Source organism: Allobosea sp. ASV33, assembly GCF_016428755.1.
Classification (GTDB): domain Bacteria; phylum Pseudomonadota; class Alphaproteobacteria; order Rhizobiales; family Beijerinckiaceae; genus Allobosea.
Genome location: NZ_JAELTI010000025.1, coordinates 1 through 12,202, shown reverse-complemented (window position 1 = coordinate 12,202; position 12,202 = coordinate 1). Strand labels below are relative to the sequence as shown.

Here is a 12,202-nt window from a genome sequence, read left to right as displayed (position 1 = left end):
CTTCTCCCTGCTGCGATGAGCGCCGGGCTGGCGGACCGGCCGCCAGCCCTCTGTTTCAAGCCGCCTGGCTGGCCTGGACGACCGGAAAATCGATCTCGGTCTCCGCGACGATATTGAGCAGGTTCGTGAAGATGTTCTCGGCGGTGACGGCGAGAATCTCCACGATCTGGGCGTCGCTGAAGCCGGCATCGCGGACGGCCTCGATGTCTGCACCGGTGATCTGCCCGCGCTCGCGCACCACCTTGGCGGCGAAGCGCACGGCGGCATCCGCCTTTGCGTCGCCGGATCGGCCCTTGCGATTGAGGGCGATCTCCTCGGGGCTGATCTTGGCGAGGTTCAGGGCGAGATAGCTGTGAGCCGAAAGGCAATAATCGCAGCCGTTAACCTGCGCCACCGCCAGGGCGATCCGCTCGCGCGTCTTGAGGTCGAGCGTCTTGCCCAGCGCGCCGTTATTGGCGGCGAAGCCCTGCAAAGCGGCCGGGCTCCGGGCGATCAGGCGAAACATGTTGGGGACGACGCCGAGCTGTTTTTGCACGGCATCGAGAATCGGCTTCGAAGCCTCGGGCACATCGTCGCGAGCGGGAATGGCAAGGCGGGGCATCGGGTCTCTCCTGTCTGAGCGAAGGCCGGGACCGCCCCGGACGCGACAGAGATAGGTTTTTCCATCGACGCGCATAATCTGCTATTATCGAGAATATCATTCCCAATTTATGGAATAGTGATGGACCGCCTGGAGGCCATGACGATCCTTCTCGGCGTCGTCGACAAGGGGAGTTTTTCGGCGGCCAGCCGCGATCTCGGCGTGCCTCTGGCGACCGTCAGCCGGAAGGTGAGCGAGCTCGAGGCGCATCTCGGGACCCGGCTCCTCATCCGCACGACCCGGAAGGTCGCATTGACGGAGACGGGTGCGGCCTATGTCGCGTCCGCCCGCCGGATCCTCTCGGAGATCGACGAAACCGAGCGGATCGCAGCAGGCGAGTTCCACGCACCCCGCGGCGAGCTCATCCTGACGGCGCCGCTCCTGTTCGGTCGCCTGCACATCCTGCCGATCGTGACCGAGTTCCTGGTGGCCTATCCGGAGATCGACGTGCGGCTGCTTCTCTCGGATCGCAATCTCCATCTGGTCGAGGATCATGTCGACATGGCCGTGCGGATCGGCCGGCTGCCGGACAGCACCCTGATCGCGACCCGCGTCGGATCGATGCGGACGGTGGTGTGCGTCAGCCCGACACTGAGCGCCGCGCGCGGCATGCCCCGTTCTCCTGCGGATCTGTCGAATGTGCCCTGCGTGAATTTCGAAGCCTTGTCGTCGGCCTCGGCGTGGCCCTTTCGATCGAAGGGCGGCAAGGCCCTCGCGGAGGTGCCGATCCGAGCGCGCCTCTCCGTGACCACGGCCGAGGCTGCCGTATGGGCCGCGTCCGAAGGCATCGGAGCAACCCGCGTGCTCCATTACCAATGTGCGGATGCCGTACGCGAGGGATTGCTGCAGATCATCCTCGCCGATTTCGAGGTCGAACCCCTGCCGGTGCACCTGCTTCACGCCGGACGAGGGGTGCTTCCCTCGAAGATGCGCGTGTTCCTGGATTTCGCGACAGGCCGAATGCGAGGACGATTGGGCTCTCTATGAGCCCTGAAGCCGTCAGATCCCGGCCCAAGCCCGTTCGATAGACGGCGGCGCAGGCCTTACGGCTCCAGCTCCGAATCCCAGTAGAGATAGTCCAGCCAGCTCTCGTGCAGGTAGTTCGGCGGGAAGAGCTTGCCGTTGCGGTGGAGGTCGTTGACCGTCGGCGCATAGGGCTTCTGGGCCGGGAACATCTCGACCGCGGCCGGCATCTTGTCGCCCTTGCGCAGGTTGCAGGGCGAGCAGGCGGCGACGACGTTTTCCCAGGTGGTCAGGCCGCCCTTCGAGCGCGGGATGACGTGGTCGAAGGTCAGTTCGTCGCGCGTGTTGCAGTATTGGCAGGCGAAGCGGTCGCGCAGGAAGACGTTGAAGCGGGTGAAGGCCGGCGTTCGCGAGGGCTTGATGTAGCTCTTCAGCGAGACCACCGAGGGCAGCCGCATGTCGAAGCTCGGGCTGCGGACGACGGTGTCGTACTCGGAGACGATGTTGACGCGGTCCATGAAGACCGCCTTGATCGCGTCCTGCCAGCTCCACAGCGACAGGGGATAGTAACTGAGCGGCCGGAAATCGGCGTTCAGCACCAGAGCCGGACAACCGTCCGGCGATGCCATCGGATGCATCACATGCGCCGTCAAACCCGTCGCACCTCCGCTTCGTCGAGCGGGACGAATCCCGCTCAAGGATCAATGTAAGCGCGAGACGACAGGAATGTGAAGGAGCTTGTTGCAGTTGCGACAAGCATCTGCGCGCGAACGAGGATTTGCCTCGTCCGCAGCGGCTGGGCGGTCGGTTGCGATGAATGTCGCGCGGGGTTTCCCGGCGCTTGCGTGCCGCCGGCCCGATTCGTCAGCGGGTCGGGACGGGCTTTTCGCCGCGATAATCGTAGAAGCCGCGCTTGGTCTTGCGCCCGAGCCAGCCGGCCTCGACATATTTCACCAGGAGCGGGCAGGGGCGGTATTTCGAATCGGCCAGCCCGTCATGGAGCACCTGCATCACCGAGAGACAGGTATCGAGGCCGATGAAGTCGGCGAGCTGGAGCGGGCCCATCGGGTGATTGGCGCCGAGCCGCATCGCGGTGTCGATCGCGTCGACCGAGCCGACGCCCTCGTAGAGCGTGTAGACGGCCTCGTTGATCATCGGCAGCAGGATGCGGTTGACGATGAAGGCCGGGAAATCCTCGGAGACCGAGACGGTCTTGTGAAGCTGGCCGACGAGGCTCTTGGCGCGCTCGAAGGTGCCGTCATCGGTGGCGATGCCGCGAATCAGCTCGACGAGCTGCATCAGCGGCACCGGATTCATGAAATGGATGCCGATGAAATGCTCGGGGCGATCGGTCGCGGCGGCCAGACGCGTGATCGAGATCGAGGACGTGTTGGAAGCCAGGATCGCGTCGGGGCGCAGATGCGGGCAGACCGCCGTGAAGATCTTGCGCTTGACCTCTTCGTTCTCGGTCGCGGCCTCGATCACCAGATCGCAATCGCCGAGATCGGCAAGGCCGACGGCGGGCTGGATGCGGGCGATCGCAGCGCGACGCTCGTCGTCCGCAAGGGCCCCTTTCGAGACCTGGCGGGCCATGTTGCCGTCGATCGTCGCGAGCGCGGCGTTGATCCGCTCCTCGGCGATGTCGTGCAGTCGGATGTCGAAACCGGCGGCCGCCGCGACATGGGCAATGCCATTGCCCATCTGGCCTGCACCGATGATGCCGATCGTCTTGATCGCGTGGTCCGACATGGTTTGATCCCGGATGAAACGTTCAGGCTCCCGCAGGAGCGGAGCGGGCCGCCCTGAGGCGGCCCGGAAGGGTGAAGCCGGCCTTACTTGCCGGCTTTGGCGAGTTCGGCGTCGAGCTCGGGCAGGATGGTGAAGAGATCGCCGACGAGGCCGTAATCGGCGATCTGGAAGATCGGGGCTTCCTCGTCCTTGTTGATGGCGACGATGACCTTCGAGTCCTTCATGCCGGCGAGATGCTGGATCGCGCCGGAGATGCCGACCGCGATGTAGAGCTCGGGGGCGACGACCTTGCCGGTCTGGCCGACCTGCCAGTCGTTCGGGGCATAGCCCGCATCGACCGCGGCGCGCGAGGCGCCCATCGCGGCGCCGAGCCGATCGGCGACGGGCTCGATCACCTTGGTGAAGTTCTCGGAGGAGGCCAGCGCGCGGCCGCCCGAAATGATGATCTTGGCCGAGGCCAGTTCCGGACGGTCGGACTTGGCGACCTCCTCGCCCTTGAACGAGGCGATGCCGGGGTTCTCGGCCGCCGAGACGCTCTCGACCGCGGCCGAGCCGCCTTCGCCAGCCGCCTGGAAGGAGGCAGTGCGGATGGTCAGGAGCTTCTTGGCGTCGGTCGACTGCACGGTCTGGATGGCGTTGCCGGCATAGACCGGGCGCTCGAAGGTGTCGGGCGAGACGATGCCGCTGACATCCGAGACCTGCATCACGTCGAGCAGGGCTGCGACGCGCGGCAGCACGTTCTTGCCGGTGGTGGTCGAGGGCGCGACGATGGCGTCGTAACCGTCCGCGAGCTTGACGATCAGCGCCGCCAGCGGCTCGGCCAGCGCATGGCCGTAAGCGGCGTCATCGGCGAGCAGCACCTTCTCGACGCCGGCAAGCTTGGCAGCCGCATCGGCCGCGCCCTTGGCGCCCTCACCGGCGACGAGGATATGCACGGGTGCGCCGAGCTTGGCGGCGGCTGTCAGCGCCTTGGCGGTGGCGTCCTTGATCGAGGCGTTGTCGTGTTCGGCGATCAGCAGCGTGGTCATCAGATCACCCCGGCGGTCTTGAGCTTGGAGACGAGTTCGGCGGCGTTGGCCACCTTGACGCCGGCGGAGCGGCCGGCGGGCTCGACCGTCTTCAGAACCTTGAGGCGCGGGGCGACATCGACGCCGAGGGCTTCGGCCGAGGTCTCGTCGAGCGGCTTTTTCTTCGCCTTCATGATGTTGGGCAGCGAGGCATAGCGCGGCTCGTTCAGGCGCAGGTCGGTGGTGACGATCGCCGGAAGCTTCAGCGAAACCGTCTGCAAGCCGCCATCGACCTCGCGGGTGACGTCGACCGAGCCGTCGCCGACCACGACCTTCGAGGCGAAGGTGCCCTGGCCCCAGCCGAGGAGGGCTGCGAGCATCTGGCCGGTCTGGTTGCAATCGTCGTCGATCGCCTGCTTGCCGAGGATGACGAGGCCGGGGGCCTCCTGCTCGACGACCTTCTGCAGGAGCTTGGCGACGGCGAGCGGCTCGACGTTTGCCTCGACCTTTACGAGGATGCCGCGATCGGCGCCCATGGCAAGACCGGTACGGATCGTCTCGGCTGCCTGGGCCGGGCCGATCGAAACCACGACCACCTCGGTCGCCTTGCCGGCTTCCTTCAGACGCAGCGCCTCTTCCACCGCGATCTCGTCGAACGGGTTCATCGACATCTTCACATTGGCGAGCTCGACGCCCGAACCGTCCGCCTTCACGCGGATCTTCACGTTGTAATCAACCACCCGCTTGACGGGCACCAAGATCTTCATCGCCAGATCACCGTTCAGAAGAGATGAGCCTCGCGCCGCACCGTCCGTGACGGCAGGACAGCGGCATCGCGGCCCTCGGCTGGAATGCGTTGGGACCGTAACGACGCCCGTTTGCGCTTGTCAACGTCCGTCCAGGCCCGACTCGGGGGCAAAACAGCGCGGCTTCAGCCATGGTTGGCCTTGCGCCCGAACAGGGCGATGCTGCGGTGCACGAAGAGCGGGGTCAGCGCGGCGCCCGTGGCCAGCCCGCCGAGATGCGCCCACCAGCCGACATTGCCGTCGGCACCGAAGACGGCAGCGGCGGCCTGCAACAGGATCCAGCCGCCGAGCGCATAGAGGGCCGGGATGTGGATCGGAATCCAGTTGAAGGCGAGACCCCAGATCCGGACCTGCGGATAGATCATCAGATAGGAGGCGATGACGCCGGAGATGGCGCCCGATGCGCCGATCAGCGGCTGCTGCGAATCCGGGTACATTCCGGCATGGAAGAGCGAGCCGCCGAGCCCGCAGAGGAAGAAGAAGGCAAGGAAACGGCCGTGGCCCATCGCGTCCTCGACATTGTCGCCGAAGACCCAGAGGAACAGCATGTTGCCGACGAGATGCGCGAGACTGGCGTGCAGCAGGATATTGCTGAACAGGGTCGCCCAGGCCGGGACATGGGCGAGGCCTTCCGGCAATTGCGCCGTGCCGAACAGCACCGAGGGAATCATGCCGAAGCCGGCCATGATCGCCAGCTCCGCTTCCTGGCTCGGCCAGAGCTGCAAGGCGATCTGCAGCGCGATGCAGGCGCCGATCAGCCCATAGGTGATGTAGGGCGTTCGCATGAAACGCAGCGGCACGCCGTCATGCAAGGGGACGAACATGATGCCCTGACAACCTCTAGCGATTCTGGCCGGGCACCCAGAGCACGTCGCCGGCTGCCTTGGCATTGAGGTAGCGGGAGGCGACGAACAGGAAGTCCGAGAGGCGGTTGATGTATTTCAGCGCGGGGGCGGAGACGGCCTCGCCCTCGGTCGCGGCAAGCTCGGTCATCAGGCGCTCGGCCCGGCGGCTGACGGTTCGGGCGAGATGGAGATAGGTCGCGGCAGGCGTGCCGCCCGGCAGGACGAAGGAGCGCAGGGGCTGGAGATTCGCGTTCAGCGCGTCGATCTCGGCCTCGACCCGGTCGACCTGGGCCTGGACGATGCGCAGCGGCTCGAAGGCGAGGGGCTTGTCGGTCTCGGGCGTCGAAAGATCGGCGCCGAGATCGAAGAGATCATTGCTGATGCGCCCGAGCATGGCATCGACCCCGGCATCTTCCGTGGCCGCATTCAGGCGGGCGAGGCCGAGGCAGGCATTGGTCTCGTCGACGGTGCCGTAGGCGGCGACGCGCAGGTCGAACTTGGGCCGGCGCGGGCCGCTCGTCAGCCCGGTCGTGCCGTCGTCGCCGGTGCGGGTGTAGATGCGGTTGAGCTTGACCATGCCACGCTTATAGCGCGGCGCGGGCCGGACGGAAGCGCGTTTGCGGCGTGGCGGTCCGTCAGAACGTGTAGCCGAGCCGCGCGCCGATATTGGCCGGGCCGCGATTGCCGGTGCCGGGCTTGTCGGAGCAGCCGGCCGTACTGAAATGCTCCAGCGTGGTGACGAGGCTCCAGCGGTCGGTCAGCCGGAATCCGAGAGCGGCGGCCTCGCGCGTGCCAGTATTGCAGCCGACTGCGAGGCGGTTCTCGGGAACGATGAGGCCCGTCTTGCCGTCGTTCAGGGCGGCGCCGAGGCTGGCCTCGACGAAGATGTCGCGCGAGATGTCGAAGGACCAGGTCGCGCCCGCATAGGCATAGCGCGTGCCGTTGATGTTGACGCTGGCGCCCATGTTGAAGCGGGGGATGAAGGCTGCCGCGATCCGGTCGCTCAAGGGAATGAGGCGCGGGGACAAAAGGTCGGCGCTCAGATTCGGCAAGCCGCTCTCGCGGCCGCCGGGATTGGCGAGGCCGGCGCCGATTCGGGCTTCCCAGGCGGGGGCCGGCGGCTCGGCGGCGGGCGCATAGCTGGAGACACTGCCGGAGAGGGACCGGGTCTGCGCGGGAGCGGCAGAGGCAGCCAGGCAAACGGCAAGAGACAGCAACGCGACGCGGACCATGGGCCTTCGGCAATGAGCGTGTGAGCAGGCGTTAGTGAAGCGCACATACTCGTGTTCGGAATGTGGCAGGGCGCGGCAAGCCGAGCCTTCGTCCACAGCGGGGTGCGCCAAGCCCTCGCATGATTTCAAGGGCTTGCGCATGGTGCCGGTGGCTTTAGCCGTTGCGCCACCACAGAACGATGACAATCAGGACGATCGCGACGAATTGCAGGATGACCCGCAGGCGCATCAGCCGTTGCGAGGTGTTGGCGCTGCCGCCGCGCAGCATGTTGATGAGCCCGAGCAGGAGCACGATGGCGACGGCGCCGACCGCGACGGACACGAGGGTGTTCGAAAACGTCATGGGAGACAGGCTTAAGGTGGGGCGAAGGCGTTGACCAGCGCTCTGATGGCCTACGCGCGGGTGGGACCGTGGGTCAGCTCGTCGCAGCCGTCTGGGCGAGCGCGCGGCCGCGGACGGGCAGCGAGAGATCGTTCGCGAGCGCGCGGCTGATCGCGGGCAGGCCGTCGAGCAGGTCCGGCATGAAGGCCTGCGACGGGGGCGGGCGCCGCGGCAGCGCGTGGAGCGCTGCGGCCATCACGAGGGGATCGCGCTCGCCTTCGCCGGTCTGCGAGGGGTCGTAGAGGGTATCGACCAGCTTGAGCTCGTCGGCGCGGCCGGCGCGGATCGCCTGTTCCAGGCGCGGCTTGACGCGCGGGACGATCAGGGCGGGCTTATCGAAGGAGAGGATTTCGCAGAAGGTGTTGTAGCCGCCCATGGCGACGACGCAATGCGCCCGGTTCATCAGCAGTTCGAGCCGCGGCTCGAAGCCGAGCCCTTCGAGCTTGGGATTGCGCGCGATGCGCTCGGCGAATTCCTTGCGCTTCTCGCGCGACATGAACGGGCCGAAGACGATGAGGGCGGGCAATTCGATCGTCGGATCGGCCTCGTAGGCCGAGATCACCCAGTCGATCACGCCGGCGCCGTCGCCGCCGCCGCCCGGCGTGACCAGGACGAAGGGCTGCTTGGTGATGCGCGGATAGCGGTTCGGCGGCATCGGGCTCGGCACGGCGCGCTTGAGATAGCCCATGTAGCGGACCTTGTCGGCGAAGCGGTGCGGGTCCGGCAGGCCGGTCAGGGGCTGATAGACGTTCTCCAGACCGTAGACGAAGATGTCGTCATAGACGGTGTCCAGCGCTTCGAGCGCGCCGTTGCGGCTCCACTCCTCCAGCACCGCGCCGGGCTCGTCGAGCACGTCGCGCAGGCCAAGCACGATGCGGGCGCCGCGGCGGCGCAGGATGTCGAGCGAGGGCTTCAGTTCGCCGCGCAGGCCGACCGGCTCCTTGTCGACGATGACCACATCGGGATCGAAAGAGAGGACGGTCTGCTTGATGATGTCGGCGCGCAGGCGGATGGTGTCGCCGAGGTCGAGATTAAGATGGTGCGGCTCGTAGCTGCCGTCGCTCTGCTTCTCGACGCCGGGAATGCGGACATAGTCGACGCCGTCGCCGAACTGGAAGCTCGAGATCACCGACGAGCCGGAGACGATAATCACCGAGATATGCGGGAAGCTGGCGATCAGCGCATTGGCGATGGCACGGCAGCGGCGGATATGGCCGAGCCCGAAGGTGTCATGGCTGTAGATCAGCACGCGCGGCGCATGCGGGCTGCGCGGCGCGCGTTCGGCACCGGCGAGGTCGACGACGTTTGAAGGCATCGGAACGTCGCCCCCCGGAAAGGCCAGACGACCTCTTGGCGAGGACGAACGCAGCTGAAAAAACTGGAACGGTTATAGCGGGTCGCCGGGGACGATCCAAGCCTGTCGAGCGGCCCTCCGACGGGATAAACCGCCGGGGTGCCATCACGTCATCGTAGGCTGGGGGCGCCGTTCGGGACGACATTGATGGATGGTCGGATGAGAGCGCCGGGGTCGAGGAGGCGGACAGCCGGATGATCGGCGGCGCGCAGCAGGTCGGAGAGGGCAGACCAGGCGGTCTCGTCATGGTCGCGGTGGTGCAGGAGCAGGCCCAGTTCGATATCGCCGGCCTCGCGCTGCCGGCTCTCCGCGAGCAGAGCGACGAGCTCGTCCAGGATCGCGGCGACCGGACGGCCAACGCGGCCGCCATGCCAGTCGATGATGTCGACATGGGTATTGAGCAGGCGTGGGCCACCCGCCGGACCGTGGCGATAATCGCGGAAACAGGAGAGCCCGGCGAAGCCCAGTGCGCCGAGGCGCGCGGCATGGTCCGGCGCGATGCGGTTCCAAGGCGGGACGAAGATCGGCAGGGCAGCGTCGCCGAAGAGGTCGTGCAGGCGCTGCCGGCCCTGGGCGATCTCGGCATCGACATCGGCTGCGGCTCGCTCGGCGCCGAATTCCGATTTCTTGGCTCCGGCAGGGGCGTGATTGCGATGGACGACGCCATGCTGGCAGGGGCGCAGCAATGGCTTGCCGCGCAGCGTGGCCGCCAACGCAGGCTCGGCCAGCAGGGGAATGACCGCGAGCAGGACCGGCACCGCGAAACGCTCGGCGAGTTCCGACAGACGGTCGAGCGCCGGGCTGGGCGCGACGGCATCGTCGTCGCGCAGCCAGAGACCGACCGTTCGGCCGTCGGCGCTCCAGCGGTCGAGTTCGCGCGCGAGTGCCGGCCAGAGGGCGGCGTTCATGGCGAGGCCTTCCCGCGCGGCTTGGCGCTGCGGTTGTGCAAGGCAAGGGCGAGGCCTTCGGCCAATCTTTCGGCAGCGCGCTCGGTCGTCCGTTCGCTGCGAATGAAGCGGCGCGCGGCTGCACCCATGCCCTTGCGCAGGGACTCGTCGCGCAGCAGGCCGGTCAGCGCGGCGGCCAGCGCTTCTTCGTCATGCTCGGGAGCGAGGAAGGCGGTTTCGCCGGTTCGGACCGTCTCGGCGACGCCGCCGCTGTCGAAAGCGACGACCGGCAGCCCCGCAGCTTGGGCTTCGAGATAGACCAGGCCATAGGCCTCGCCGATGCCCGGCCAGATAAAGATGTCGTTGCGGGCGAGCTCGGCCTGCGTCGCTTCGCGTTCGAGCTGACCGTGCCAGGTGATGCGGCCTTCCGGCAGATGAGCGAAGGCGGCCTCGATTTCGGCCCGGCAGGGGCCATCGCCGATGATGCTGAGTGTCCAGCCTTCGTCCCGGCAGCGGTCGAGGACACGGGCGAGCGCCAGGTAGCTCGTGAGCTTGGCGCCGGCGCGCATCATGGCGACGGTGACCAGGCGCGGCGGACCGGATCGGCCGGCGCTCGGCATGGGATCGGGGCCAAGTGCGACGAAGGGGGGAAGCGGAAGCAGGGCCGTCCCCGTGTTCCGCCAGGGTTCGAGGCCCTGCCGGTCGCGGTCGGTGAAGAAGAAATGGACGTCGCCGGCCGCGAGCCCGTGCCGGACGACGGCCGTCTGCGCGGCCCAGGGGCCGGTCGCGCGCCGGCTCGAATCGCTCGATTCGGCCGTGACATAGGGAATGCCGAGCGCGGCCGCGATCTCAGGGCCGAGGAAGTCCGGCGCGCGGTAGTAGTTGTGGTAGGTGAACCAGAGATCGGGGCGCGGCAGGTCCTTCCGGTAGCCGGCGAGCAAGGTCTCACGCAGGCTCGCAGCATCCTTCGTCCAGCGCGCGAAGCGCTCGGGATCGGCCTCGCGAAAATAGGCCTTCGGCGCCGCGACGGGCTCGACGACATGGCCGAGGCTTTCGAGCGCGGCCATGAGCTGGCGCGCCATGCGGCGGTCGCCGGAGACGCCGCTGTCGCCGACCGGATTGAGGGGGGTATGGAAAGCGATGCGCAAGGAGGCTTCGTGGCGGTGGCGATGAGTGCTTTTGACGTCAGCGATAGGGGTCGGCCGCGTCGCGCAGGCCGTCGCCGAGGAAGTTGAAGGCGAGGATGATCACGATCACCGGCACGACCGGATAGAGCAGCCAGGGGTAAAGCGCCACAACATTGATGTTCTGGGCTTCGTTGAGCATCACGCCCCAACTGGTGATCGGCGGCCTGAGGCCCAGGCCCAGGAAGGAAAGCGCGGTCTCGCCAAGGATCGTCCGGGGGATGGTGATCGTGGCCGAGGCGATGAGATGGCTCATGAAGCCCGGCACCAGATGGAGCGCGATGATACGGCGTGGCTTCGCCCCCATGAGCTGGGCGGCGACGACATAATCCTCCTCGCGCAGCGAGAGCAGCTTCGAGCGCACCGAGCGGGCGAGCCCGGTCCAGTCCATCAGGCCGAGGATCACCGTGATGCCGAAATAGACCAGCAGCGGGCTCCAGGACGGCGGCAGGATCGAGGCCAGCGCCAGCCAGAGCGGGATATGCGGCAGCGACTGCACGATCTCGATGATGCGCTGGATCACGAGATCGACCCGGCCGCCGTAATAGCCGGCGATGCCGCCGATGATGACGCCGAGCACGAAGGAGACGGAGACGCCGAGCAGGCCGATCGAGAGCGAGATGCGTCCGCCATAGAGAATGCGCGAGAGCATGTCGCGGCCGAGCCGGTCCGAGCCGAGGAAGAAGAAGGTGCCGCCCTCGGGCGGGCAGACGAGATGGGTGTTGCCGGGGATCAGGCCCCAGAACGTGTAGTCGTCGCCCTTGCAGAAGAAGCGCAGCTTCTCCGGGCGCGTGGTGTCGACTTCGTATTCGCGCTTCAGGTTCTCCATGTTGAGGCGCATCGCATAGGGGTAGACGAAGGGGCCGACGAACTGGCCCTCGTGGAAGAGATGGATGCTCTGCGCGGGCGCACGGATGAAGTCGGTATTGCGCGTGGTGTAATGATAGGGCGCCAGGAACTCGGCGAAGGCCGCCATGGCATAGATCGCGAAGATCATCACGGCGGAGATGACCGCGAGTCGGTGCTTGCGGAACTTCCACCACATCAACTGCCATTGCGAGGCGAGGTAGACCCGCTCCTGCTCCGGCGTCATCGACTCGGTGGCATAGGGCTCGAACGGCGCCGTCGAGACCTCGTGGGGCAGGGCTGCGCC

General features: G+C 66.9%; 14 protein-coding genes. 1 reads left to right on the top strand and 13 read right to left on the bottom strand.

What is annotated here, in order from left to right; translation table 11 throughout:
• Window positions 1-55: 55 nt before the first annotated feature.
• Complete coding sequence (locus tag JHD80_RS10145) at window positions 56-601, bottom strand: carboxymuconolactone decarboxylase family protein (protein ID WP_199086676.1); 546 nt, start codon at window positions 599-601, stop codon at window positions 56-58.
• A gap of 120 nt (window positions 602-721) precedes the next feature.
• Between JHD80_RS10145 and JHD80_RS10140 the strand changes: the two genes are divergently transcribed.
• Window positions 722-1,627, top strand: a complete 906-nt coding sequence (locus tag JHD80_RS10140; RefSeq protein WP_199086674.1) for a LysR family transcriptional regulator — start codon at window positions 722-724, stop codon at window positions 1,625-1,627.
• A gap of 56 nt (window positions 1,628-1,683) precedes the next feature.
• On the opposite strand, the gene JHD80_RS10135 is transcribed toward JHD80_RS10140, so the two are convergent.
• The 12 genes from JHD80_RS10135 to JHD80_RS10080 all read right to left on the bottom strand — a co-directional run.
• Window positions 1,684-2,241, bottom strand: coding sequence for an HNH endonuclease (locus JHD80_RS10135; RefSeq protein WP_199086672.1), 558 nt, complete (start codon window positions 2,239-2,241; stop codon window positions 1,684-1,686).
• A gap of 226 nt (window positions 2,242-2,467) precedes the next feature.
• The gene (locus tag JHD80_RS10130; RefSeq protein WP_199086670.1) at window positions 2,468-3,352 is read right to left on the bottom strand and encodes a 3-hydroxybutyryl-CoA dehydrogenase; all 885 of its coding nucleotides are present in this window, start codon (window positions 3,350-3,352) and stop codon (window positions 2,468-2,470) included.
• A gap of 83 nt (window positions 3,353-3,435) precedes the next feature.
• Window positions 3,436-4,380: an electron transfer flavoprotein subunit alpha/FixB family protein gene (locus JHD80_RS10125; protein ID WP_199086668.1), complete on the bottom strand. Its 945-nt coding sequence runs from the start codon at window positions 4,378-4,380 to the stop codon at window positions 3,436-3,438.
• The gene (locus JHD80_RS10120) at window positions 4,380-5,126 is read right to left on the bottom strand and encodes an electron transfer flavoprotein subunit beta/FixA family protein (protein WP_199086667.1); all 747 of its coding nucleotides are present in this window, start codon (window positions 5,124-5,126) and stop codon (window positions 4,380-4,382) included. The genes JHD80_RS10125 and JHD80_RS10120 overlap by 1 nt, the downstream gene beginning before the upstream one ends.
• A 164-nt stretch (window positions 5,127-5,290) precedes the next feature.
• The gene (locus JHD80_RS10115) at window positions 5,291-5,989 is read right to left on the bottom strand and encodes a rhomboid family intramembrane serine protease (RefSeq protein WP_199086665.1); all 699 of its coding nucleotides are present in this window, start codon (window positions 5,987-5,989) and stop codon (window positions 5,291-5,293) included.
• Window positions 5,990-6,005: 16 nt separating this feature from the next.
• Window positions 6,006-6,587, bottom strand: coding sequence for a cob(I)yrinic acid a,c-diamide adenosyltransferase (locus tag JHD80_RS10110; protein WP_199086663.1), 582 nt, complete (start codon window positions 6,585-6,587; stop codon window positions 6,006-6,008).
• A 58-nt stretch (window positions 6,588-6,645) separates the two neighbouring features.
• Complete coding sequence (locus JHD80_RS10105; protein WP_199086660.1) at window positions 6,646-7,242, bottom strand: acyloxyacyl hydrolase; 597 nt, start codon at window positions 7,240-7,242, stop codon at window positions 6,646-6,648.
• A gap of 154 nt (window positions 7,243-7,396) precedes the next feature.
• Window positions 7,397-7,585, bottom strand: a complete 189-nt coding sequence (locus tag JHD80_RS10100; protein WP_199086659.1) for a twin transmembrane helix small protein — start codon at window positions 7,583-7,585, stop codon at window positions 7,397-7,399.
• 73 nt (window positions 7,586-7,658) lie between these two features.
• On the bottom strand, window positions 7,659-8,939 hold the full coding sequence (locus JHD80_RS10095; protein ID WP_199086657.1) for a glycosyltransferase family protein: 1,281 nt from the start codon (window positions 8,937-8,939) through the stop codon (window positions 7,659-7,661).
• 149 nt (window positions 8,940-9,088) lie between these two features.
• Window positions 9,089-9,886, bottom strand: a complete 798-nt coding sequence (locus JHD80_RS10090; protein WP_199086655.1) for a polysaccharide deacetylase family protein — start codon at window positions 9,884-9,886, stop codon at window positions 9,089-9,091.
• Entirely contained in the window at window positions 9,883-11,013 is a 1,131-nt protein-coding gene (locus tag JHD80_RS10085; RefSeq protein WP_199086653.1) for a glycosyltransferase family 4 protein, read from the bottom strand. Before JHD80_RS10085 ends, JHD80_RS10090 begins: the two co-directional genes overlap by 4 nt.
• A 37-nt stretch (window positions 11,014-11,050) precedes the next feature.
• Window positions 11,051-12,202: ABC transporter permease (locus JHD80_RS10080; RefSeq protein ID WP_248311473.1), on the bottom strand; the 1,152-nt coding region annotated here is incomplete at its 5' end.